This is a genomic window from Luteimonas galliterrae (assembly GCF_023374055.1).
Lineage (GTDB): Bacteria > Pseudomonadota > Gammaproteobacteria > Xanthomonadales > Xanthomonadaceae > Luteimonas_C > Luteimonas_C galliterrae.
Window position 1 is genome coordinate 621,595 of sequence record NZ_JAMBEP010000001.1, and the last position, 23,745, is coordinate 645,339.

The 23,745-nt window shown below is 65.3% G+C and carries 23 protein-coding genes and 1 pseudogene; 19 read left to right on the top strand and 5 right to left on the bottom strand.

Features of this window, described 5'->3' with window-relative positions; genetic code table 11:
* Positions 1 to 3 precede the first annotated feature (3 nt).
* Positions 4 to 339: a tRNA-binding protein gene (locus M2650_RS02875; RefSeq protein WP_249470912.1), complete on the top strand. Its 336-nt coding sequence runs from the start codon at positions 4 to 6 to the stop codon at positions 337 to 339.
* 226 nt (positions 340 to 565) lie between these two features.
* On the opposite strand, the gene M2650_RS02880 is transcribed toward M2650_RS02875, so the two are convergent.
* The 3 genes from M2650_RS02880 to M2650_RS02890 all read right to left on the bottom strand — a co-directional run bounded on the left by M2650_RS02880 (position 566) and on the right by M2650_RS02890 (position 4,945).
* Positions 566 to 1,771, bottom strand: coding sequence for an acetyl-CoA C-acyltransferase (locus M2650_RS02880; RefSeq protein WP_249470916.1), 1,206 nt, complete (start codon positions 1,769 to 1,771; stop codon positions 566 to 568).
* Between the two features lie 109 nt (positions 1,772 to 1,880).
* On the bottom strand, positions 1,881 to 4,268 hold the full coding sequence (locus M2650_RS02885; protein ID WP_249470920.1) for a 3-hydroxyacyl-CoA dehydrogenase/enoyl-CoA hydratase family protein: 2,388 nt from the start codon (positions 4,266 to 4,268) through the stop codon (positions 1,881 to 1,883).
* Between the two features lie 59 nt (positions 4,269 to 4,327).
* Positions 4,328 to 4,945, bottom strand: a complete 618-nt coding sequence (locus M2650_RS02890; protein WP_249470924.1) for a TetR/AcrR family transcriptional regulator — start codon at positions 4,943 to 4,945, stop codon at positions 4,328 to 4,330.
* Positions 4,946 to 5,190: 245 nt separating this feature from the next.
* Here M2650_RS02890 and ndk point away from each other — a divergent pair, with 245 nt between their 5' ends.
* From ndk to moeB, 10 genes and pseudogenes are all read left to right on the top strand, one after another.
* On the top strand, positions 5,191 to 5,616 hold the full coding sequence (gene ndk / locus M2650_RS02895) for a nucleoside-diphosphate kinase (protein ID WP_249470927.1): 426 nt from the start codon (positions 5,191 to 5,193) through the stop codon (positions 5,614 to 5,616).
* Between the two features lie 34 nt (positions 5,617 to 5,650).
* Positions 5,651 to 6,808, top strand: a complete 1,158-nt coding sequence (rlmN, locus tag M2650_RS02900) for a dual-specificity RNA methyltransferase RlmN (RefSeq protein WP_249474162.1) — start codon at positions 5,651 to 5,653, stop codon at positions 6,806 to 6,808.
* The gene (pilW, locus tag M2650_RS02905) at positions 6,795 to 7,613 is read left to right on the top strand and encodes a type IV pilus biogenesis/stability protein PilW (protein ID WP_249470930.1); all 819 of its coding nucleotides are present in this window, start codon (positions 6,795 to 6,797) and stop codon (positions 7,611 to 7,613) included. The genes rlmN and pilW overlap by 14 nt, the downstream gene beginning before the upstream one ends.
* Positions 7,610 to 8,428 (top strand): RodZ domain-containing protein, encoded by an 819-nt coding sequence (locus tag M2650_RS02910; protein ID WP_249470934.1) that lies wholly within the window; start codon positions 7,610 to 7,612, stop codon positions 8,426 to 8,428. The genes pilW and M2650_RS02910 overlap by 4 nt, the downstream gene beginning before the upstream one ends.
* Positions 8,429 to 8,552: 124 nt before the next feature.
* Positions 8,553 to 9,185: a YfgM family protein gene (locus M2650_RS02915; protein WP_249470937.1), complete on the top strand. Its 633-nt coding sequence runs from the start codon at positions 8,553 to 8,555 to the stop codon at positions 9,183 to 9,185.
* A gap of 55 nt (positions 9,186 to 9,240) precedes the next feature.
* A complete protein-coding gene (gene bamB / locus M2650_RS02920; RefSeq protein WP_249470940.1) occupies positions 9,241 to 10,446 on the top strand; it encodes an outer membrane protein assembly factor BamB in 1,206 nt (401 codons plus the stop codon).
* Positions 10,447 to 10,563: 117 nt separating this feature from the next.
* Positions 10,564 to 11,964: a ribosome biogenesis GTPase Der gene (gene der / locus M2650_RS02925; RefSeq protein ID WP_249470945.1), complete on the top strand. Its 1,401-nt coding sequence runs from the start codon at positions 10,564 to 10,566 to the stop codon at positions 11,962 to 11,964.
* A gap of 150 nt (positions 11,965 to 12,114) precedes the next feature.
* A pseudogene (gene mobA / locus M2650_RS02930) lies at positions 12,115 to 12,552 on the top strand (molybdenum cofactor guanylyltransferase); the annotation flags it as partial.
* Between the two features lie 129 nt (positions 12,553 to 12,681).
* Entirely contained in the window at positions 12,682 to 13,899 is a 1,218-nt protein-coding gene (locus M2650_RS02935) for a molybdopterin molybdotransferase MoeA (protein ID WP_249474164.1), read from the top strand.
* 233 nt (positions 13,900 to 14,132) lie between these two features.
* Positions 14,133 to 15,266 carry a molybdopterin-synthase adenylyltransferase MoeB gene (moeB, locus tag M2650_RS02940; protein ID WP_249470948.1) on the top strand — a complete coding sequence of 378 codons (1,134 nt, stop codon included), beginning with the start codon at positions 14,133 to 14,135 and terminating at the stop codon, positions 15,264 to 15,266.
* 25 nt (positions 15,267 to 15,291) lie between these two features.
* On the opposite strand, the gene M2650_RS02945 is transcribed toward moeB, so the two are convergent.
* Together M2650_RS02945 and M2650_RS02950 are read right to left on the bottom strand one after the other, a co-directional pair.
* On the bottom strand, positions 15,292 to 16,059 hold the full coding sequence (locus tag M2650_RS02945; protein WP_249470954.1) for an alpha/beta hydrolase: 768 nt from the start codon (positions 16,057 to 16,059) through the stop codon (positions 15,292 to 15,294).
* Positions 16,056 to 16,376 carry a DUF1244 domain-containing protein gene (locus M2650_RS02950; protein ID WP_249470957.1) on the bottom strand — a complete coding sequence of 107 codons (321 nt, stop codon included), beginning with the start codon at positions 16,374 to 16,376 and terminating at the stop codon, positions 16,056 to 16,058. Before M2650_RS02950 ends, M2650_RS02945 begins: the two co-directional genes overlap by 4 nt.
* A 197-nt stretch (positions 16,377 to 16,573) precedes the next feature.
* Here M2650_RS02950 and folD point away from each other — a divergent pair, with 197 nt between their 5' ends.
* The 8 genes from folD (at position 16,574) to M2650_RS02990 (ending at position 23,743) form a co-directional block, all read left to right on the top strand.
* The gene (gene folD, locus M2650_RS02955; RefSeq protein ID WP_249470960.1) at positions 16,574 to 17,434 is read left to right on the top strand and encodes a bifunctional methylenetetrahydrofolate dehydrogenase/methenyltetrahydrofolate cyclohydrolase FolD; all 861 of its coding nucleotides are present in this window, start codon (positions 16,574 to 16,576) and stop codon (positions 17,432 to 17,434) included.
* 293 nt (positions 17,435 to 17,727) lie between these two features.
* Complete coding sequence (guaB, locus tag M2650_RS02960) at positions 17,728 to 19,185, top strand: IMP dehydrogenase (RefSeq protein WP_249470963.1); 1,458 nt, start codon at positions 17,728 to 17,730, stop codon at positions 19,183 to 19,185.
* Positions 19,186 to 19,409: 224 nt separating this feature from the next.
* Complete coding sequence (guaA, locus tag M2650_RS02965) at positions 19,410 to 20,978, top strand: glutamine-hydrolyzing GMP synthase (protein WP_249470967.1); 1,569 nt, start codon at positions 19,410 to 19,412, stop codon at positions 20,976 to 20,978.
* A 145-nt stretch (positions 20,979 to 21,123) separates the two neighbouring features.
* Complete coding sequence (locus M2650_RS02970) at positions 21,124 to 21,549, top strand: YciI family protein (RefSeq protein ID WP_249470970.1); 426 nt, start codon at positions 21,124 to 21,126, stop codon at positions 21,547 to 21,549.
* A 278-nt stretch (positions 21,550 to 21,827) separates the two neighbouring features.
* Positions 21,828 to 22,127: an ArsR/SmtB family transcription factor gene (locus tag M2650_RS02975; protein WP_249470972.1), complete on the top strand. Its 300-nt coding sequence runs from the start codon at positions 21,828 to 21,830 to the stop codon at positions 22,125 to 22,127.
* Positions 22,124 to 22,606, top strand: a complete 483-nt coding sequence (locus tag M2650_RS02980) for an SRPBCC family protein (protein WP_249470975.1) — start codon at positions 22,124 to 22,126, stop codon at positions 22,604 to 22,606. Before M2650_RS02975 ends, M2650_RS02980 begins: the two co-directional genes overlap by 4 nt.
* A gap of 36 nt (positions 22,607 to 22,642) precedes the next feature.
* Positions 22,643 to 23,056 carry a GFA family protein gene (locus M2650_RS02985; RefSeq protein ID WP_249470978.1) on the top strand — a complete coding sequence of 138 codons (414 nt, stop codon included), beginning with the start codon at positions 22,643 to 22,645 and terminating at the stop codon, positions 23,054 to 23,056.
* A 102-nt stretch (positions 23,057 to 23,158) separates the two neighbouring features.
* Positions 23,159 to 23,743, top strand: coding sequence for a DUF1993 domain-containing protein (locus M2650_RS02990; RefSeq protein WP_249470981.1), 585 nt, complete (start codon positions 23,159 to 23,161; stop codon positions 23,741 to 23,743).
* The last annotated feature ends 2 nt before the right edge of the window (positions 23,744 to 23,745 follow it).

Consider the following 23,745-nt stretch of genomic DNA (forward strand, 5'->3'; position numbering starts at 1 on the left):
GCGATGGCGGAACCGATCGAGTGGGCAGATTTCGAGAAGGTGCTGATCTGCGCCGGTACGGTGCTGAAGGCCGAAGAGTTTCCCGAGGCGCGCAAGCCTGCGTGGAAGCTCTGGGTCGATTTCGGTCCGTTCGGAATCAAGAAGACCAGCGCGCAGATCAAGGCACTTTACGGCGCCGATGAGCTGGTCGGCCGTCAGGTCGTCGGCGTGATCAATTTTCCGCCCAAGCAGGTCGGGCCTTTCGTATCGGAGTTCCTGTTGACGGGGTTTCCGACGGAGGAGGGCGTGGTGCTGACCGCGATCGAGCGGCCAGTGCCGAACGGCGCCCGGCTGGCGTAGCCCGGGTGGAGCCGCAGGCGATAGCAGGGGGCCTTTCACGGGCGAGACAAAAGCCCCGGGTATCGCTTCGCTCCACCCGGGCTACGTTTCTGGGCAGCTCTTGTGGGAGCGGCTTCAGCCGCGAGCTCTTCTTATCCGCAGCCGTGATTAAAAAAGCTCGCGGCTGAAGCCGCTCCCACAAAGCCAAAGTAGCGGAGCAAGCTCCGCTCTACACAAGCGAGGGCGATTACAACGCTTCGAAAATGCCTGCTGCACCCATGCCGGTGCCGATGCACATCGTCACCATGCCGTACTTCAACTGATGGCGTCGCAAGCCGTGGACGATGGTCGCAGTGCGCACCGCGCCGGTTGCGCCGAGCGGATGGCCTAGCGCGATGGCGCCGCCGAGCGGATTGACCTTCGAGGGATCCAGCCCGCTGTCGCGGATCACCGCCAGCGCCTGCGCAGCGAAGGCTTCGTTGAGTTCGATCCAGTCGATCTGATCTTTCGTCAAGCCGGCTTGTTTCAAGGCTTTCGGGATGGCCGCGATCGGGCCGATGCCCATCACTTCCGGACGCACGCCGGCGACCGAGAACGAAACGAAGCGCGCCAGCGGGGTCAGGCCGTAATCCTTGATCGCTTGTTCCGAAGCCAGCAGCACGCCGGCCGCGCCGTCGCTCATCTGCGAGGAATTGCCGGCGGTGACGGTTCCGCCGAATTGGCCGTTACGGAACACCGGACGCAGCTTTGCGAGCCCGTCGGCGGAACTGTCGGGGCGCGGGCCTTCGTCGTTTTCGACGAGTTGCTTGCGCAATTGCACGACGTTGCCGACCAGATCCGGCACATGCGAAACCACTTCGTATGGCGTGATCTCGCTCTTGAATTCGCCAGCCCGGATCGCCGCGATCGCCTTCTGGTGCGAGGCTAGCGCGAACGCGTCCTGGTCCTCGCGAGAAACCTTCCATTCCTCGGCGACTTTCTCGGCGGTGATGCCCATGCCGTAAGCGATGGCGACGTGGTCGTCGTTGAACACGGCCGGGCTCAGCGCGACCTTGTTGCCCATCATCGGCACCATCGACATCGATTCGGTGCCGCCGGCCAGCACCAGGTCGGCGTTGCCGAGCCTGATCTGGTCGGCCGCCAGCGCCACGGCCTGCAGTCCGGACGAGCAGAAGCGGTTGATGGTCTGCGCCGCGACCGTATCGGGCAGGCCGGCCAGCAGCACGCCGATGCGCGCCACGTTCATGCCTTGCTCGCCTTCGGGCATGGCGCAGCCGATGATCGCGTCCTCGATGCGGCTCACGTCGATGCCCGGCGCCTGCGCGATCACGGCTTTCAACACATGCGCCAACATGTCGTCCGGACGGGTGTTGCGGAATACGCCCTTGGGCGCCTTGCCGACGGGCGTGCGGGTGGCGGCGACGATGTAGGCGTCTTGGATTTGGCGGGTCATGGCATTTCTCGAATGAGGCTCTTTGTGGGAGCGGCTTTAGCCGCGAGCTTTCTGTTTCCGACGATGTGGGAAAAGCTCGCGGCTAAAGCCGCTCCCACAAGGTCATGCATTAATTTCGCAGCGGCTTGCCGGTCTTGAGCATGTGCGCGATGCGTTCCTGCGTCTTGGGCTGCTGCGCCAACTCGACGAAGTGCTTGCGTTCCAGCGCCAGCAGCCATTCCTCGTCCACCAGCGCACCGCGGTCGATCTCGCCGCCGCACAGCACGGTGGCGATGCGGGTGGCGATCTCGTAGTCGTATTCGCTGATGAAGCGGCCTTCGAGCATGTTGACCAGCATCATCTTGAAGGTGGCGATGCCGACGTCGCCGGCGACCGCGACCCGGCGCGCAGGCAGCGGCGGACGGTAGCCGCTTTCGGCCAACGCCATTACTTGTTGTTTCGCGACGTACAGAAGCTCGTAGGCGTTGAACACCACTTTGTCGGTGTCGCGCAGCAGGCCCAGTTCCTGCGCTTCGACCGCGGAAGTGGACACCTTCCCCATCGCCACGGTCTCGAAATAACGCTTGAGCTGGGCGAACACGTCGCCGCCCGGACCCGCGGCATGCGAAGCGCGCACCGCGATTTCCTTCAAGCCGCCGCCCGCGGGCAGCAGACCGACGCCGGCTTCGACCAGGCCGATATAGCTTTCCAGGCCGGCGACGGTTTTCGCGCTGTGCATCTGGAATTCGCAACCGCCGCCCAACGCCAGGCCGCGCACTGCGGCCACTACCGGCACCAACGAATATTTGATGCGCTGACTGGTGGCCTGGAAGTTGGCGACCATCGCTTCGAAGCCTTTCACGTCGCCTGCCTGCAGCAGGCCGAGCGCGCCTGCGAGGTCCGCGCCGGCGGAAAAGGGCTCCTTGTGCTGCCAGATCACCAGGCCTTTGAAATCTTTCTCGGCGCGCGAAACGGCTTCCTGCAATCCGTTCAACACGTGGTCCGAAACGGTATTCATCTTGGTCTTGAACGACACCACCGCGATGCCGTCGTTATCCGTCCACATGCGGATGCCGTCGTTCTCGAACACCGTATCGCCTTGCGCGAACGACTCGCCCAGCAGCGGATCCGGGAAACGCTGGCGCTGGTAGACGGGCAGGGCGGAGCGCGGCAACTTGGCGTTCTTGACCGGGCTGTAACTGCCCTCGGCCGCATGCACGCCCTCGCGGCCGTCGAACACCCAGTCCGGCAGCGGCGCATTGCTCATCGCCTTGCCGGCGACGATGTCGTCGGCGATCCATTGCGCCACCTGCTTCCAGCCGGCGGCCTGCCAGGTCTCGAACGGTCCCAGCGACCAGCCGTAGCCCCAGCGGATGGCCAGGTCGACATCGCGGGCGGTCTCGGCGATGTCGGCGAGGTGGTAAGCGCTGTAATGGAACAGGTCGCGGAACACCGCCCACAGGAATTGCGCCTGCGGATGCTGGCTTTCGCGCAGCTTGGCGAACTTCTCGGCCGGGTTCTTGGTCTTCAGGATCTCGACGACTTCGGGTGACGCGGTGCCGGTGGCGACCCTGTAGTCCTGCGCCTTCAGGTCCAGCACCTGGATGTCCTTGCCGACCTTGCGGAAGATGCCCGCGCCGGTCTTCTGGCCCAGCGCGCCTTTGGCGATCAGCGCTTCGAGCCATTTCGGCGGCTGGAAGTATGGGTGCCAGGGATCGTCGGGCAGCGTGTCGGCCATGGTCTTGATGACGTGCGCCATCGTGTCCAGGCCGACCACGTCGGAAGTGCGGTACGTGGCCGACTTTGGCCGCCCGATCAGCGGGCCGGTGATCGCATCGGCTTCGTCGAAGCCCAGCTTGTACTCGGCGGTGTGGTGGGCCGTGGCCAGGATCGAGAACACGCCGATGCGGTTGCCGATGAAATTGGGCGTGTCCTTGGCGTAGACCACGCCCTTGCCGAGGGTTGTGGTCAGGAAGGTTTCAAGGCCGGCCAGCACGGACTTGTCGGTGGTTTTGGCCGGGATCAGTTCGGCCAGGTGCATATAGCGCGGCGGATTGAAGAAATGCACGCCGCAGAAGCGATGGCGCAGTTGCTCCGGCAGCACTTCGGCCAGCTTGTTGATGCCCAGGCCGGAGGTGTTGCTGGCCAGCACAGTGTGGTCGGCCACGAACGGCGCGATCTTCTTGTACAGCTCCTGCTTCCAGTCCATCCGTTCGGCGATGGCCTCGATGATCAGGTCGCAGCCGCGTAGTTGCTCCAGGCCGCTGTTGTCGTCGGCAGTGCCGTAATTGGCCGGGACGATCGCCTCGGCCAGCGACTTGCTGGCGAGTGGAGCAGGGCTGAGCTTGCCCAGATTGGCGATGGCTTTCAGCACGATGCCGTTCGGACCGCCTTCCTTCGCCGGCAGGTCGAACAGCACGGTGTCCACGCCTGCATTGGTCAGGTGGGCGGCGATCTGCGCGCCCATGACGCCGGCGCCGAGTACCGCGGCGCGGCGGACAAGCAATTTCTCAGACATATCCCGTAGATCCTTGGTTTTAATGGAAAGTCGGGTTGCGGAATCGGGCGCTGAAGGGATCAGCCGCCCAGGCCGGCGGCCGCGAAACGGACCAGTTCGCGCGCCGCGCGCTGGCAGTGCGCCTGGTCGTTGCCGGCGCCCATGCGCTTGTTGTGGCCGAAGTCCGCCATGGCATAGGTGAGGGCTCCGGCGACGAAATCCAGGCGCCAGGCCAAGGTTTCGCGCGGCAGGTCGGGCAAGCAGGCGGCGACGGCCTTGGAGAATTCGCGCATCACGTGGCCGTAGTGCTCGGACACGAATTGGCGCAGGCGTTCGTCCTTTTCGGCATAGGCGCGGGCCAGCACGCGGACGAAGGCCGAGCCGCCCTGGCGATCCAGGCTCAAGGCCAGCGCAGGCTCGATGAAGGCGGCCAGCACGGCCTGCAGGTCGCTGGGGGATTGTTCGCGAGCGTCTTTCAGCGCGCTCAGGCGTCGCTCGGACAGCTCGTCCAGGCGTCGCCGGAACACCTCGTTGATCAGGTTTTCCTTGCTGCCGAAGTGGTAGTTGACCGCGGCGATGTTGACATCCGCACGGCTGGTGACCTCGCGCAGCGACGTCCCGGCGAAACCCTGTTGCGCGAACAGCGATTCGGCTGCGCCGAGGATGCGGTCCTTGGTGTTGAAATTGGTGCCGGCCATGGGCTCAATCCCCCGATTGAATTAGTCGATTCAAACGAATGATTGAAAGATGCACGATCCGGGCCAAACGGTCAAGCGGCGAAAAACCGGCCACGCGGCGGTGTACGGCCGGTGACGCATCCGTTAAAATTCCCTTCGAAAGTGTGTCTAACCCCGCGTCCGCACGCGGATTTTCGTGATAACCTCGGGTTTCGTTCAGCTGCAAGGGGCCGCTGACGGGCCCACGCACCCTGGAGTTCATCCACATGGCGCTGGAGCGCACCCTGTCGATCGTCAAACCCGATGCCGTCGCCAAGAACGTCGTCGGCGAAATCTATTCGCGTTTCGAAAAAGCCGGCCTGAAGATCGCGGCGGCTAAGATGAAGCACCTGTCGCGCAAAGAAGCCGAAGGTTTCTATGCGGTGCACCGCGAGCGTCCGTTCTTCAACGCGCTCGTCGAATTCATGTCGTCCGGCCCGGTGATGATCCAGGTGCTGGAAGGCGAAGGCGCCGTGCTCAAGAACCGCGAGCTGATGGGCGCCACCAATCCGAAGGACGCAGCGCCGGGCACGATTCGCGCCGACTTCGCCGATTCGATCGATGCGAACGCCGTGCACGGTTCGGACGCCGCGGAAACCGCTGCGGTCGAGATCGCGTACTTCTTCCCGTCCACCGACGTGTACGCGCGCTGATGAACCTGTTGAACATGCTGAAGTGAACGACGCGATCGCCAAGCAGAATTTGCTCGACCTCGATCGCGAGGGTCTGGAGCGCTTCTTCGCCGATATCCTCGGCGAGAAGCGTTTCCGCGCCCAGCAGGTGATGAAGTGGATCCACCACCGCCACATCACCGACTTCAACGAAATGACCGACCTGGGCAAGGCGCTGCGCGCCAAGCTCGAGGAGCGCGCCGAAGTGCGCGTGCCGCAGATCCAGTTCGAAAAGCCCTCCACCGACGGCACCCACAAGTGGCTGCTCGGGATGGACGGCAGCAATGCGATCGAAGCGGTTTTTATCCCGGATAAGGGCCGCGGCACGCTGTGCGTGTCGTCGCAGGTGGGCTGCGCGCTCAACTGCCAGTTCTGTTCGACCGCAACGCAAGGCTTCAACCGCAACCTGTCGACCGCCGAGATCATCGGCCAGGTCTGGGTCGCGGCGAAACATCTCGGCAACGTGCCGCACCGCCAGCGCAAGCTCACCAACGTGGTGATGATGGGCATGGGCGAGCCGCTGATGAATTTCGACAACGTGGTCCGCGCGATGAGCATCATGCGCGACGATCTCGGCTACGGCCTGGCCAACAAGCGCGTGACGCTGTCGACCGCCGGCATGGTGCCGATGATCGACAAGCTGGGCGAAGTCAGCGACGTGTCGCTGGCGGTATCGCTGCATGCGCCCAACGACGAGCTGCGCAGCGAACTGGTGCCGCTCAACAAGAAATATCCGATCGCAGAACTGATGGCCGCGTGCGAGCGCTACGCCCGGCGCAAGAAGGGCGAGTCGATCACGTTCGAATACACGCTGATGAAAGGCGTCAACGACCAGCCGGCGCACGCGCGCCAGCTGGCCAAGCTGATGCGCCAGTTCGACAACGCGATGCAGATGAAGGACGCGGCCAAGGTCAACCTGATCCCGTTCAATCCGTTCCCGGGCACGCGCTTCGAGCGATCTTCGGAAACCGACATCCGCGCCTTCCAGAAATCGTTGCTGGACGCGCACGTGCTGACCATGGTGCGGCGCACCCGCGGCGACGACATCGACGCCGCCTGCGGCCAGCTCAAAGGCCAGGTGGCGGACAAGACACGGCGCCAGGCCGAATTCCGCAAACGGCTCGAGGCCCAGACCGGGCAGGGCGACGAGGGGGCAGTCGATGCGGCTGCGTGACGCCGGCCTGATCCTGCTCCTCACCGCGACGGCGTTGCCGGCGTGCAGCCGACTGACGTTCGTCAAACCCGACTACAGCAAGACCGAATACAAGCAGACCCAGGACCCGGTGGTCGCGCACGACAACGCCGCGGTCAAGGAGCGCATCGCCGCTCGCGAACGGATCGGCCTGGCCACCCACCGGCTGCAAAGCGGCGACTGGGATTCGGCCGAACGCGAGGCGCGCGCCGCCCTCAAGCAGGATCCGCAGTCGATAGACGCCAACACCCTGCTGGCGGTCATCGAGAACCACCGCGGCCGCAGCGCCCAGGCCGGGGCCTACTACAAGCGGGCCGCCGAACTGGCGCCCACCGGTGGTCCCGAACTCAACAACTACGGCGCCTGGCTATGCGGCAACGGCCAGGCGGCCGAGTCGCTGGGCTGGTTCGACCGCGCCATTGCCGCGCCCAATTACGCGCGGGTGGACTCGGCGCTGGCCAATGCCGGCTCGTGCGCAGCCCAGGTCGGGCAGAGCGATCGCGCCGAGCGTTACCTGCGCCAGGCGATGCAGCGGGATCCGAAGAATTCGGTCGCCTTGGGTGCGATGGCCGAACTGGCCTATGCCCGAGGCGACTACTTCGAGGCGCGCGCGTTTTCCGAACGCAGGCTCGGCTCGGCGCCGGCAAACGCCTCGGCGCTGCTACTAGCGTCACAAATCGAAAATAAACTCGGCGACAGGGCCGCCGCCGATCGTTACGTTCGCCGGCTGAAGCAGGAGTTCCCTAAAGCCGGCGCCGCGAACGCTGTGGAAACCCGACAACCATGACCAGCCAAGACCATTTCATCGCCCAACCGGCACCGGCCGGTTGCGGCATCCGCCTGCGCCAGGCGCGCGAGGCAGCCGGCCTGCGCATCGAAGACGTCGCCACGCGCCTGAAAATGCCGATCCGTGTCGTCCAGGCGCTCGAGAACGACGATTGGGATCGCGCCGGCGCCGCCGTATTCGTGCGCGGCCAGTTGCGCAGCTACGCCAAGCTGCTCGGCATCCGCATCGACGACGCCATCGAGATGGCTGGCGTTCGCCAGATCGAGCCGTCGGAAATCGTCAGCCATGTGCACACCCCGCCGCTGCAGCGCCTGTTCGAACAGACCGCGCGCCGGCTGGTATACGTGGTGATGACCGCAGTGATCGTCGTGCCGGTCTGGATGATGGCCACGCGCGGCCCGGTGGGGCTGCCCTCGCAAGACGACAGCGCCGGCCTGGATGCGCCGCCCCGGCAGCCGCCGGCGCAAACCGCTTCGAAGGCGCCGGCGCCCGCCCGCGATCGCGCGCCCATGGTCGCATCGCTGGCGCCGCCGCTGGCTTCGCAGCCGGCGCCGGCCCCCACGCTGAAGCTGCGCATGAACGGCGACAGCTGGATGGAAGTCATCGCGCCAGACGGCCGCAGGCTTGAGCAGGGTCTGCTGCCGGCCGGCACCGAACTTAGCTATGCCGAGGGCGAAGTCGCACGCATGGTGATCGGCAACGCTTCTGCCGTGGAAGTGCTGAAAAGCGGCCAACTCGTCGACACCGAGCCCTTCCGCCGCGCCAACGTCGCGCGCTTTACGGTATCCTCTGACGGCTCCCTCGCGCCCGAATGAGTTCGTGGCGGCCGATTGGCCGCCGCCTGATCCGTCGAAGGGAGCGCTTGCCCGAACCGTCGACCCGCCTGTCGGGTCGCTTCCTTTTTGAAAGGCCTGCGCAATGTCGCGGGCGAGAGACCGCATGGCGATCGACGACCTGCTCAACGAGCACGAACAAAGCGAACGAGTCCGCAGCTGGCTGCAGAAGAACGCCCTGGGCCTGTTCGGCGGCGTGGCCCTGGGTCTGGGCCTTATCTGGGGTTGGCAGTGGTGGCAGAAGAGCCATCATGAAAACCGCGTCGCGGCCGGCGAAACCTATGCGTCGGCGATCAAGGCCCTTGAAACCGATCCGGCCAAGGCCAAGACGGCGGTCGCCGCGCTGCCGCCCGGCAGCGAGTACGCAGCGCTCGCATCGCTGCAACTGGCCAAGACGCAGGTGGATGCCGATCAGCGCGATGCCGCGATCGCCACATTGCGCGGCATCAAGACCGAGGATGCCGCGGTGGCGTCGGTCGCCCGGGAACGCCTGGCGCGCCTGCTCACCGACGGCGGCAAGCCGCAGGAAGCATTGAAATTGCTCGGCGCCCCGCAAAGCGCAGGCGCCTGGGAAGCCAAGGGCGATGCCCACAAGGCCCTGTCGCAACTCGACCAGGCGCGTGCGGCGTACGCCAAGGCGCTCGCGCAGCTCGATGCGGGCTCGCCTGATCGCCGCCTGCTTGAACTCAAGCTGACCGATGCCGGCGGCACACCCTCCAATCCCGACGGCAAGACCTGAGACACTGGCCGCCATTCACGGCGCCGCCGGCGTCCGATGCAAGGAATACCGATCGATGATCCAAGCCCAGTCACAGCCAGGCCCCACGCCGAAACTCGTTCTGGTCAGGCGTATCGCCATCGCCGGCCTCATGGTCCTGGCGCTCGGCGGTTGCAACACCATCAAGGGTTGGTTCGGCGGCAAGAAGGACAAAGAGGCCGAGCCGGCCGAGCTCACCGATTTCACGCCCAGCGCCACCGTGTCCAAGTTGTGGTCGGTGCAGGCCGGCAAGGGCGAGAAGCGCCTGGGCGTGCGCCAGCGGCCGGCCGTGGCCGACGGCCGCGTCTATGCCGCGGCCGTCGAAGGCGGCGTGCGCGCTTTCGATCTGCGCACCGGCAAGTCGGTCTGGCACTACGATTCCGAACTGCCCTTGAGCGGCGGTCCCGGCGCCGGCGACGGCCTGGTGGTCGTGGGCACCCTGGAAGGCGATGTGATCGCGCTCGATGCCGCCACCGGCGCCGAGAAGTGGAAAGCCAAGGTCAGCAACGAGGTGATCTCAGCGCCTGCGGTCGGCAACGGCCTGGTGCTCGTACACGCCAACGACGGTCGGGTGAGCGCTTTCGATGCCGCCACCGGCGAGCGGCGCTGGTTCTGGACCAAGGAATTGCCGGTGCTGACCGTGCGCGGCAATGCATCGCCGACCGTCGGCCCGGGCTATGTGTTCGTGGGCAACGACGACGGCAGCGTGACCGCCTTGTCGATGAGCGACGGCTCCGAGCTGTGGTCGCAGGCCGTGGGTCAGGCCGAAGGCCGCAGCGAACTGGAGCGCATGGCCGATGTCGACGGCCCCGCGGTGCTGGACGGCACCACGCTCTATGCCACCAGCTACAAACAGCAGACCTTGGCCATCGATGCGCCGAGCGGGCGTCCGCTGTGGACCAAGGACAACGGCGGCGTCGGCGGCCTGGGCTTGGGGAGCGACCGCCTGGTCGTCTCCGATCCGGGCGGCACGGTATGGGCTTTGGACCGCTCCACCGGTGCGGCCATGTGGCAGCAGGCCGCGCTCGTGCGCCGCAACTTGAGCGCGCCGGCGGTGCAGGGCGACTATGCCGTGGTCGGCGATTTCGACGGCTACCTGCATTGGCTGAAGCTGTCCGACGGTACCCTGGCCGCGCGCACCCGCGTCGGCGGCGAGGCCGTGCTGGCGCAGCCGGTGGTCGCCGACGGCATCCTGATCGCCCAGAACATCGAAGGCGAATTGACCGCATTCCAGGTCAAATAACCGCATTTCGGCCGTTAAAGATGGCTCGATGCGATGGCCCCGGGTAGTCTCGCTGCCCGGGGCCATCGCTTTTCGACGACCCCACCGCTCCACACCTGAAAACCAGACACCGAACGTATGTTGCCGCTAGTCGCTCTTGTGGGTCGCCCGAATGTCGGCAAGTCGACGCTGTTCAACGCGTTGACCCGCAGCCGCGACGCGCTCGTGCACGACGAACCGGGCGTGACCCGCGACCGCCATTACGGCGTCTGCCGTTTGCACGAGGCGCGGCCGTTCGTAGTCGTCGACACCGGCGGCATCGCCGGCGTCGACGAGGGTTTGGCCGGCGCGACCGCGCGCCAGGCGCGTGCGGCGGCCGAGGAAGCCGATCTGGTGTTGTTCGTGGTCGACGGCCGCGAAGGCGCTTCCTCGCTCGACGACGACATCCTGCGCTGGCTGCGTAAAAGCGCGCGGCCGACCTTCCTGGTGGTCAACAAGACCGACGGCCTGGACGCGCGCACCGCGCTGGCCGAATTTTCGCGCTACGGTTTCGCCGACGCGTTCGCGATTTCGTCGGCGCACCGTCAGGGCATCGACGAATTGCTCGCCCAAGTGCTGGCGCGGTTGCCGCCCGACGGCGATGCGCAGATCCTCGACGACGACCCCGAGCGCGTCCGCATCGCCTTCGTCGGCCGTCCGAACGTGGGCAAATCGACCTTGGTCAACCGCATCCTGGGCGAAGAACGCATGATCGCCTCGGAAGTCGCCGGGACCACGCGCGACTCGATCGCGGTGGATCTCGAGCGGGACGGCCGCAAGTACCGGTTGGTGGACACCGCCGGCATCCGCCGCAAGTCGAAAGTGGAAGAGGCCGTCGAAACGTTCTCGATCATCAAGACCCTGCAGGCGATCGAGCATTGCCAGGTGGCGGTGATCATGCTCGACGCCAACGAGGGCGTCACCGACCAGGACGCGAGCGTATTGGGCGCCGTGCTCGACGCCGGCCGCGCCCTGGTGCTGGCGGTCAACAAGTGGGACGGTTTGAGCGCCTACCAGCGCGAACAGGTCGAAGGCCTGCTATCGCGCAAGCTGAGCTTCGTGACATGGGCCGAGGCGGTGCGGATCAGCGCCAAGCATGGTTCGGGCCTGCGCGAGCTGTTCCGTGCGATCCATCGCGCGCACGCGTCCGCGACGCGCACGTTCGGCACCTCCGAGGTTACCAAAGCGCTGGAAATCGCCTACGAGACCAATCCGCCGCCGGTAGTGCGCGGTCACGTCGCCAAGCTGCGCTTCGCGCACGCGGGCGGCGAGAATCCGCCGACGTTCATCGTCCATGGCACGCGCCTGCGCACCCTGACCGATACCTACAAGCGGTATCTCGAGAATTTCTTCCGCAAGCGCTTCAAGCTGGTCGGCACGCCCGTGCGCTTCGTGTTCAAGGAAGGCGACAATCCGTACAAGGACAAGAAGAACGTGCTGACCGAGCGCCAAGTGGCGAAGAAGAAGCGCCTGATCAGGCATGTCAAACGCAACAAATAAAACATCAGCATCTTCATCCGGAAAGGCGGAGCTTGCTCGGCTGCTTTTGCTCTTCGTAGGTGCGAATTCATTCGCACGTTTTACGTTGAACGGCAAAAAAAGCGTGCGGATGAATTCGCACCTACAAAAGCAGCGGGACTGAGCGCTACGATGCGCGAGTGCGTCACTCTCGGAATCCTCGCCGGCGGCCGCGCCACGCGCCTCGGCGGCCTCGACAAGGCCTGGCTGCTGCGCGACGGCGAACCGCAAGTACTGCGTCTGGCGCGAAGTTTCGCTTCTCGGGCCGATAGCGTCCTGGTCAGCGCCAATCGCGATCTTGCCCGTTATGCCGACCAGGGATTGCGCGCGATCCCCGACCGCGTTTTCGATATCGGCCCGCTCGGCGGCTTGGATGCGTTGGCGCAGGCCTGCACGACGCAATGGCTGCTAACGCTACCTGTGGACGCAGTCCTCGTGGATGATCGCCTGTTGCCGGAGCTCGCCGGCGCAGGCGAACGCGGCGCCTACGCGCAGGACGACGACGGCGCGCAGCCGCTGGTCGCGCTCTGGCCGTCGGCGGCCTTGCGCGATGCCATCGCCCGCGCGATCGATGCCAACGATTACGCCATCCATGCCTTGCAAGCACGGCTGGATATGGCCTGCGTTCGTTTTCCGGGCCTGCGCTTCGGTAATCTCAACACGCCCGACGATCTCGCCGCCGCAGGCATCGACGCCCCCATGAACGAATTCCCGACCCGGATCGCATTCGAACAGGCGCGCAGCATCGTCGAAAGCGTCGCTGCCGGCCGCCAACTGCCGAGCGAAGGGCTCGCACTGCCGCGCGCGCATGGCCGAGTGCTGGCCCAGGACGCGATCACCGCGATCCCGCTGCCGCCATTCGACAACTCGGCGATGGACGGCTATGCCTTGCGTCACGCGGATCTGGGCAGCGACGGCGACACGGCATTGCGCCTGGTCGGCGAGCAGTTCGCCGGCCTGTCACTGGATCTGCGCATCGGGCCGGGACAATGCTCGCGCATCACCACCGGCGCGCCGATGCCGCAAGGCGCCGATACCGTGGTAATGAAAGAAAATACGCGGATCGACGGCGATACCGTGCGTGTTCTAATCGCACCCAAGCCGGGCGCGCACGTGCGCCGCGCAGGCGAGGATACGAAGATCGGCGACCGCGTGCTGCAGGCGGGACAGCCGTTGACGCCTTCGCGCATCGCTTTGGCCGCGTCGATAGGCATGGCCGCGCTCGAAGTCGCGCAGCGTCCCACGGTGGCGGTGTTCACCACCGGCGACGAGCTGGTCGAGCCGGGACTGCCGTTACGACCGGGCCAGATCTACAACTCCAATCGCGAATTGCTGATGGGCCTGCTGCGCGCCGACGGCCTGGAGCCGACGGCATGGCCGACGCTGCCGGACGATCCGGCGCGTATCGAGTCGATGTTGCGCGACGCGGCGCAGGCATTCGACATCGTGATCACCTGCGGCGCGGTATCGGCCGGCGAGAAGGACTTCATTCCCACCTTGCTGCAATCGCAAGGCCGCGTGCATTTCTGGAAGGTGCGCATGCGCCCGGGGATGCCGCTGCTGTTCGGCGAACTGGAGCGTGCGCTGTTCCTGGGCTTGCCGGGCAACCCGGTATCGGTATTGGCGACCTATCTGACGCTGGGCCGCATGCTGGTCGACGGTTTGCAAGGCAGGGGGGAGCCGCGGCCGCGTTTCTTCGCGCGCCTGTCCGCGCCGTGGCATAAGGCGCACGAGCGTCTGGAGTTCTTACGCGGCCGGTTGCAATCCGCCTCGGACGGCATTCTGCATGTTCAACCGAATCCTGCGGACGGCTCGCACCGGATGCGCGCGGCGGCCGATAGCGATGCGTTGATCGTGTTGCCGGAGCGGGTGGCGGACTATGCGGTCGGCGGCGTGGTGGAAGTGTTGCCGTACTAGCATAGAGAAGCGCGAAGTCAGTTTTTCTTCCCTTTTGCGGGGGAGGGTGCCCGCAGGGCAGGAGAGGGGGCGCGAGCGGAGCGAAGCGTGCTTCTGGTCTTGCTCTGACACGGCGCGAAAAGCCGGCCCCTCTCCCTGGCCTTCGGCCTGTCCCTCTCCCACAGAGGGGAGAGGGAAAACTACGTTTCGTCCGCGTGTGCGATGGGGTCAGTTTTTAGCGCGATAATCTCGAAATGAGCATCCCCGAAATCAGCCCTCGCCAAGCCCAGGAACGCCAAGCGCGTGGCGCGATCCTGATCGACGTCCGCGAAGCGCACGAACGCGCGCTCGGGATGGCGCAATCCGCGCGCGGCGTCGCCAAGGCCGAGCTCGAATCGGATCCGGCGACGCATCTGCCGCAGCGCGACGCGGAAATCCTGCTGATCTGCCAATCCGGCGCGCGTTCGCTGCAGGCTGCGGAGGCATTGCAAGCTCAGGGCTATGCGGACATCGCTTCCGTTCAGGGCGGCACCACGCGCTGGATCGCCGATGGCCTGCCGGTCGCCGAGCCGTCGCAGGATATCGACATGGATTTCCACGACCGCTATTCGCGCCATCTTCGCCTGCCTGAAGTCGGCATGGAGGGGCAGAAGCGGCTCGAAGCCGCGCGCGTGCTGCTGGTCGGGGCCGGCGGGCTCGGTTCGCCGGCCGCTTTCTATCTCGCGGCGGCAGGCGTCGGCACGATTCGCCTCGCCGACGACGACGTGGTGGACCGCAGCAACTTGCAGCGCCAAATCCTGCATACCGATGAGCGCATCGGCATCGCCAAGGTCGAATCCGCGGCGGCCGCGCTGACGGCGCTCAACCCGCGCACGACGATCGAAGCCGTGGCCGAGCGCATCACCAGCGCCAACGTCGAACGCTTGCTCCATGGCGTCGATGTCGTGGTTGACGGCGCCGACAACTTCCCGGCGCGCTACCTGCTGAACGATGCCTGCGTGAAGCTGGGCAAGCCGCTGGTGTACGGCGCGGTGCATCGTTTCGAAGGGCAGGCGGGCGTGTTCGATGCCGGCCGCCATCGCGGCATCGCGCCGTGCTATCGCTGCCTGTTCCCGGAGCCGCCGCCGCCGGAAGCCGCGCCCAATTGCGCCGAGGCCGGCGTGCTCGGCGTGCTGCCCGGCGTGATCGGCCTGTTGCAGGCGACCGAAGCGATCAAGCTGATCCTGGGCATCGGCGAGCCGCTGGCGGGGCGCCTGCTGCACTTCGATGCGCTGTCGATGCGTTTCCGCGAGACGCGGCTGTCGCCCGATCCCGGTTGCGCCGTTTGCGCACCCGGGCGCGCATTCCCGGGTTACATCGACTACGCGGCGTTCTGCGCCGGCGGCTAATCGGGACAAAGAGCCGCGGTCTGAGTCATTGCAGAAAAGCGCTCAGCGACTGGCCGTATTCGGGCTTGTCGTTCAATCCGTTGTGGCCCGTATCGGGCAACGTGACCACCTGCGGCGGCTGGGGCAAAGAGGCGATCAGGCGCGCGGTGCTTTCGGCGGGGATGATCTCGTCGCGATCTGCGCGTACGACCAGCAGCGGCCGCTTGTAGCCGGCAAGATAGGCGGCCGATTCGTAGCGCTGCGTCGACAGCCAGCGCACCGGCAGCCATGGGTAATGGGCCTGGCCGATTTCGGCGAGACTGTCGTACGGCGTGACCAGCACCAATCGGTCGACCGGCCGTTTCGATGCGACATAAGCGGCCACGCCGCTGCCCAGGCTGCGGCCGATCACCGATACCGACTGGCCCGGATGCTGCGACTGCACGCGGTCGAAGACGGCCAGCGCATCGGCGAGCAGCGTTTTTTCGTCGGGTTGCCCATCGCTGGCGCCGTAGCCGCGATAAGCCACCAGGTACACGCTGTGGCCGGGAAACCAGCGTGCGAATTCGTCGCGGCTGTCCTGGATGCTCTCGCCGTTGCCGCCGAAGTAGACGATCGCCTTCGCGCGGCCGGGATTGACCGTCCAGCCGCGCAGGACCAGGCCTTCGCGCTGCATCGAAAAATCGGTCTGCGCAGGATCGACGCGGGTGATCTGAGGGTAATAGATCAAGTCTCGCTGTTTGAAGTACATCAGCGCGCAGAGGCCGGCGTAGACCAGCGCGAGCACGGTTGCCAGCGACCAGACGAATTTCATGGGGCGCCTGCCTTTGGGTGCGCGCGTTGCGCGGCATCGAATGCGGCCAATTGTTCCGGCGTCGCTTCGTGCTGGTGCTTCGCCTTCCATTCCGCGAAAGGCATGCCGTAAATCGCTTCGCGCGCCTCGTCCTTGGTCATGGCGATGCCGCGCGCCTCGGCGGCTTCGCGATACCAGTCGGACAGGCAGTTGCGGCAAAAGCCGGCGAGGATCATCAGGTCGATGTTCTGCACATCCGGGCGTTCGTGCATCAGGTGATGCACCAGGCGGCGGAAGGCGGCGGCTTCGAGCAGGGTGGTTTCGTGGTCGGCGGTCATCGGGATTTACCGGAGATTCGTCATCCCAGCGAAAGCTGAGACCCATTTTGCTGTTGCTTCAGCCGTCATTCCCGCGAAGGCGGGAACCCAGCGACTTTGCGTTTCGGAACAAGATCAAAATGGGTCCCAGCTTTCGCTGGGATGACGGAACGGGGAGAATACGAAGCTCGACTCTAGCGCAGGCCATCCTCCACCGCATGACCGCAAAAATCCTCGACGGCAAACGCATCGCCGATGACCTGCTCGATGGCCTCAAGCGCCAGGTCGACGCCCGCGTTGCCGCCGGCAAGGCTCGGCCGGGATTGGCGGTGGTGCTGGTGGGCAGCGACCCGGCCTCGCAGTCCTACGTGCGCAACAAGCGGCGCGCGGCCGAAAAGGTCGGGATCCGCGCCCTGGACTTCGACTTTCCAACCGGCGCCACCGAGGCCGAGCTGCTGGCCCTGATCGACCGCCTGAACGCCGACCCGGCCGTGCACGGCATCCTGGTCCAGCTGCCGCTGCCGGGCATCCCCGACGCGACGCGTCTGATCCACCGGATCGACCCACGCAAGGACGTCGACGGCTTCCACCCCGAGAACGTCGGCCACCTGGCCCTGCGCCAGTTCGGCCTGCGGCCCTGCACGCCGCGCGGGATCACCACGCTGCTGGCCTACACCGACCGGCCGGTGCGCGGCCAGTCGGCGACGATCGTGGGGGTCAGCAACCACGTCGGCCGGCCGATGGCGCTGGAACTGCTGATCGCCGGCTGCACGGTCACCAGCTGCCACAAGTTCACTCCGCCGGAAGTGCTGCGCCGGCATATCGGCGAGGCGGACATTCTGGTGGTGGCGGTCGGCCGGCCGCGGCTGATCCCGGGCGACTGGGTCAAACCAGGCGCGGTGGTGATCGATGTCGGCATCAACCGGCTGGAAGACGGCCGTCTGGTCGGGGATGTGGGCTTCAGCGAGGCCGCAGAGCGGGCCAGCTGGATCACGCCGGTGCCGGGCGGGGTAGGGCCGATGACCGTGGCGACCCTGATGCAGAACACGCTGGAAGCCGCCGAGGCGGCCGAAGCTTAAAGCCCCTCTCCCACCGGGAGGGTTGGGGGGGGGTCGGCGAAGCCGTGTAGGTTTCCGTCGCGATTTGAATCGTCAGCCTTATGGTTTTCGCACCGCAATCGGAACGCTTCGTCGCTTCGCCGCACCCTCATCCGGCGCTTTCGCGCCACCTCGCTCCGCGCCCCGGCCCTTGCGCATAGCGCAAGGGCGTTCGGCCGCGCGCGCGCCAATGGCTCGCAAGCAGCGCGGCCTCACCCCGGTGGGAGAAGGCCAAAAAGCGTTACAATGGCGCGCTTCTCCCCTCCGGACCGCCCATGCTGCGCATCCAGGCTGAAGCGCTCACCTACGACGACGTATCCCTCGTCCCCGCGCATTCCACCGTCCTTCCCAAGGACGTCTCGCTCGCGACACGTCTCACCCGCGACCTGCGCCTCACTTTGCCCATCGTGTCCGCCGCCATGGACACCGTCACCGAGGCGCGGCTGGCCATCACCATGGCCCAGCTCGGCGGCATCGGCATCATCCACAAGAACCTGTCGTTAGAGCAGCAGGCGGCCGAAGTGGCCCGGGTCAAGAAATTCGAAGCCGGCGTGATCCGCGAACCGTTCACCGTGAGCCCGGAAACGACCATCGGCGAAGTGCTCAACCTCACCCGCGCGCGCAACATCTCCGGCGTGCCGGTCGTCGACGGCGGCCAGCTGGTCGGCATCGTCACCGGGCGCGACATGCGCTTCGAGACCAAGCTCGACGATCCGGTCCGCCACATCATGACCAAGAAGGAACGCCTGATCACCGTGCGCGAAGGCGCCAGCGACGAGGAAGTGCTGCAGCTGCTGCACAAGCACCGCATCGAAAAGGTGTTGGTGGTCAACGACGGCTTCGAATTGCGCGGGCTGATCACGGTCAAGGACATCCAGAAGGCGCGCGACAATCCCAACGCCGCGAAAGATTCGTCCGAGCGCCTGCTGGTCGGCGCCGCGGTCGGCGTCGGCGGCGATACCGAACAACGCATCGAAGCGCTCGCGGCGGCCGGCGTGGACGTGGTGATCGTCGACACCGCACACGGCCATTCGCAAGGCGTGATCGACCGCGTCGCCTGGACCAAGAAAAACTACCCGCACCTGCAGGTGATCGGCGGCAATATCGTCACCGGCGACGCCGCATTGGCATTGATGGATGCCGGCGCGGACGCGGTGAAAGTCGGCGTCGGTCCGGGTTCGATCTGCACCACACGCATCGTCGCCGGCGTCGGCGTACCGCAGATCACGGCGGTGTCCATGGTGGCGGAGGCGTTGCAGGACCGCATTCCGCTGATCGCCGATGGCGGCATCCGTTACTCGGGCGATATCGGCAAGGCGATCGTCGCCGGCGCCTCCACGGTGATGGTGGGCGGCCTGTTCGCCGGCACCGAGGAATCGCCGGGGGAGACCGAACTTTTCCAGGGCCGCAGCTACAAGAGCTACCGCGGCATGGGTTCGCTCGGCGCGATGGAGAAGGGGTCGAAGGACCGTTATTTCCAGGATGCGAGCGATGCGGACAAGCTGGTGCCGGAAGGCATCGAGGGCCGCGTGCCGTATCGCGGGCCGCTGAGCAACGTAGTCCACCAGCTGGCCGGCGGCCTGCGCGCGACGATGGGTTATGTCGGCTGCGCGACCATCGAAGAGATGCGCAAGAAGCCGTCGTTCGTGAAAGTCACCGGTGCCGGGCAGCGCGAGAGTCATGTGCACGATGTGCAGATTACGAAGGAACCGCCGAACTATCGGATGGGGTGAGGTGTTGGCGATTTGCTTTTAAGCCGTCGTTCCCGCGAAGGCGGGAATCCAGTGGCTTTAACGCCGCTCCAGATCGCGGCGAAGGCATCGGCGATATCGCGCGCCCTCACCCAACCCTCTCCCGCAAGCGGGAGAGGGCTAGAACAAAAGCAAAGTCGCTGGATTCCCGCCTTCGCGGGAATGACGGCCTAAAGAAGCAACAAGGATTCGTCAGACACGCACCTATGACCGACCTCCACAGCGACAAGATCCTCATCCTCGATTTCGGCGCGCAGTACACCCAGCTGATCGCCCGCCGCATCCGCGAGATCGGCGTCTACTGCGAAATCTGGGCCTGGGACCACGATCCGGCCGAGATCGCGAAATTCGGGGCGAAGGGCATCATCCTGTCCGGCGGTCCCGAATCGACCACCGAGCACGGCTCGCCCCGTGCTCCGCAAGAAGTCTTCGACAGCCGACTGCCGCTGCTCGGCATCTGCTACGGCATGCAGACCATGGCCAAGCAGCTCGGCGGCGAAACCGAATCGGCCGATTCGCGCGAATACGGCCATGCCGAGGTTTCGTTAGTCGCCGCCGACCGCCTGTTCGAAGGTTTGAAAGACCATCCCGGTTCGCCGCCGCGCCTGGACGTGTGGATGAGCCACGGCGACCATGTTTCCCAGGCGCCGCCGGATTTCACCGTCACCGCCAGGACCGACCGCGTGCCGGTCGCCGCGTTCGCCAACGACGACAAGCGCTGGTACGGCGTGCAGTTCCATCCCGAAGTCACCCACACCAAGTCGGGCCAGGAAATACTGCGCCGCTTCGTGGTCGACATCTGCGGTTGCGAAACCCTGTGGACCGCGGCCAACATCATCGAAGACCAGATCGCCCGCGTGCGCGAACAGGTCGGTTCGGACGAGGTCATCCTGGGTCTGTCCGGCGGCGTCGATTCGTCCGTGGTCGCCGCGCTGCTGCACAAGGCGATCGGCGAGCAACTGACCTGCGTGTTCGTCGACACCGGCCTGCTGCGCTGGCAGGAAGGCGACCAGGTGATGGCGATGTTCGCCGAGCATATGGGCGTCAAGGTGATCCGCGTCGACGCCCACGAACGCTATTTCGAGAAATTGAAAGGCGTCGCCGATCCCGAGGCCAAGCGCAAGATCATCGGCAACCTCTTCGTCGACATCTTCGACGAGGAATCGCACAAACTGGCCAATGCGAAATGGCTGGCGCAGGGCACGATCTATCCGGACGTGATCGAATCGGCCGGCAGCAAGACCGGCAAGGCGCACGTCATCAAGAGCCACCACAACGTCGGCGGCCTGCCCGAGACGATGAAGCTGGGTCTGGTCGAACCGCTGCGCGAACTGTTCAAGGACGAAGTGCGGCGCCTAGGCGTTGAGTTGGGCCTGCCGCGCGAAATGGTCTACCGCCATCCGTTCCCCGGTCCGGGCCTGGGTGTGCGCATCCTCGGCGAAGTGAAGCCCGAATACGCCGAACTATTGGCCAAGGCCGACGCGATCTTCATCGAAGAACTGCGCAAGGCCGATCTGTACGACAAGACCAGCCAAGCCTTCGCCGTGTTCCTGCCGGTGAAATCGGTGGGCGTGGTCGGCGACGCGCGCGCTTACGAATGGGTGATCGCGCTGCGCGCGGTCGAGACCATCGACTTCATGACCGCGCATTGGGCGCATCTGCCCTACGATTTCCTGGGTCGCGTTTCCAACCGGATCATCAACGAATTGCGCGGCGTTTCCCGCGTGGTTTACGACATCAGCGGCAAGCCGCCGGCTACGATCGAGTGGGAGTAGGGCTGGCGCACCAGAATTAATCCAATTAATACAATGAATTAACGCAATATTTTAGAAACTGTCTGAACAGGGTCGATATTCGAAACGCTCGCTCGTCGCCCCATAAGAGACGCCAATGGGGCGAGCTCAAACCAGGAGAAAGACGATGCGAGTCATGGTGTTTGTCAAAGCCGCCGAACTCGGCGATGCGAAGGCCCCCACGCCCGAAGAACTCGAGGCGTTCGCCGCAATGGACCGGTTCACCGAAGAGCTGGTCACGGCCGGCGTCTTCGTCGCCGCAGCGGGCCTGAAGACCGGCGCGGAAGCCAAGCGGATCACCTTCGACGGGACCGAGCTGGCGATCGTCGACGGACCGTTCGCCGAGAGCAAAGAAGTGGTCGCCGGCTTCTCGATTTGGCAGGTTCGGGACATGAACGAAGCTCTGGCCTGGGTGAAGCGAGCGCCGCTGACGGCGGACAGCATCATGGAAATCCTGCCGTTCTACGAGGCCGAAGATCTGGCCGCGTTCGTGACGCCCGAGGAGCTCGCGACGCCCCGTAGCGGCGAGCGCGGAAAGCTCGGCGTCGCCTGACCGTCGGCTCGAGCCGGATTGCTTCCCTTCGGTCTTCGAAGGGGAGTGATCGGGCGACGCGCCGATAGTCCAATGTCGCCACACGACACGTCATCCCGACGCAAGCCGGGATCCAGGCGATCCGTCGAATATTGGCTTTCGACGGAAGTATGTCCTTCAACGCACTGATTTGATTAGCTCTGAGCCATCCGTGACGGCGTTATAAATTAGCGTTGACTAATTAATTAGCATCCGCTAATATTTCTCCCATGGCCGAAAGCACCGCTCTAAACGCCGTCATGCGAACGCTCGCCGATCCCACCCGGCGCGCCGTCTACGAACGCATCGTCGGTGCGGACGAGATCACCGTCGCCGAACTGACCCGCGGCAGCGGCGTGACCCAAGGCGCGGTATCCCAGCACCTGAAATCCTTGAAGCAAGCCGGCCTTGTCGCCGAGCGGCCGGAAGGGCGGAACGTCTACTACCGCGCCCAACCGGCCGGCCTCGCGCCGCTGGTCGATTGGATGAGCCATTACGGCGTCTTCTGGCGCGAACGCTTCGCCGACTTGCGCACTCTATTGAAGGAGATCGACCCATGAACGACGCCGCTCTGGAACCCGTCACGCAGGACATCGTCGTCGACGAGGTGTTCCCGCATTCGCCCGAGACGATTTGGAAAACGCTGACCGACGGCGAGCTGATGGCGCGTTGGATCATGCCGCCGAGCGGATTCGAACCCGTGGTGGGCAAGCGCTTCACCTTCAGCACCATGCCGGCGGGCGAGTGGGACGGCGTCATCCATTGCCAAGTGTTGGAAGTGGTTCCGAACCAGCGTTTCGTCTACGCCTGGAAAGGCGGGCACGAGGACAACGTCGGCTACGGCTCGCGCCTGGAAACGGTAGTCACCTGGACGCTCAGCAAAGCCGGCGAAGGCACGCGTCTGCGCCTGGTCCATTCCGGCTTCGTGTTGCCGAAGAACGATACCGCCTACCAGAACATGAGCGAAGGCTGGAGCAAGGTCATGCATAACCTCGACGCCGTCGCCGCCGAACAAGAGGCTTCGTCCACGCGGCACTGATCCGCGCCGAAGCGATCCATCATCGAGGAGAAAACCATGAGCGATGCCTACATCGGCGGTTGCGCCTGCGGAGCCGTGCGCTACGAGATCGCGGACGAGCCGATTTTCATGAACGAATGCCAATGCCAGCATTGCCGGAAGCGCAGCGGAACGGGCCACGGTTCGTATTTGACGTTTCCCTCCCAGCAGAACGTCAAACTGAGCGGAGAGGCGAAAATCTGGCAGGTCGCCGCGGACAACGGCAACGTCAAATCGCACGCGTTCTGTCCGCAATGCGGCGCGCCGGTGTATCTGACGTTCTCGGCGACGCCGGCGTTCTTTACGATCCATGCCGGCAGCCTGGACGAACCTTCGCTATACCGGCCGCAGGCGGTGACGTTCGCTTCGCGCGCGCAAGCCTGGGATCGCGTCGATCCCGCGTTGCAGAGCTTCGCGGGAATGCCGGAGTAGGCGTGACGGCGTCCGCCTGAAACCCTGGCGCGTGGGAATCACCCCTTGAAACGGCGCCGATCAACTCCACAAATCCGCAAGCCCGGCACGCAGGAAGCTGCGATGCGTGACGCCGGCCCGGCTCCGCTATCCTTGGCGGATTCCGACACCGCGGTATTGCTGGAGACGCGCATGACGCTTTCGCTGTACGACCTGTCCATTCCCGCTTTGATCCGCGGTCTGGAAAACCTGTCCCGCCAGATCGACAAGGCCGCGGCCTACGCGAACGAGCAGGGCATCGACGGCACCGAGTACGTGCAGACCCGGCTGGCCCCGGACATGCTCAACCTGGCCGGCCAAATCCAGCGCGCCAGCGATACCGCCAAGTTCGGCGGCGCGCGCCTGTCGCAAAGCCAGGCGCCGAGCTTCGCCGACGAGGAAGCCACGCTCGACGATCTCAAGCAGCGCATCGCCAAGACTGTCGAGTATCTGCGCAGCGTGCCGGCCGAAACCGTCGACGGCGGAGAAAAGCGCGAGATCCGTTTCAAGGCCGGCCAGCGCGAACTGCATTTCGTCGCCGACGATTACGTGCGCAGCTTCCTGCTGCCGAATTTCTATTTCCATCTGACCACCGCCTACGGCTTGCTGCGGCACAAGGGCGTGCCGCTGGGCAAGATGGATTACCTGGGCAAGATCCAGCCGAGCTGAGC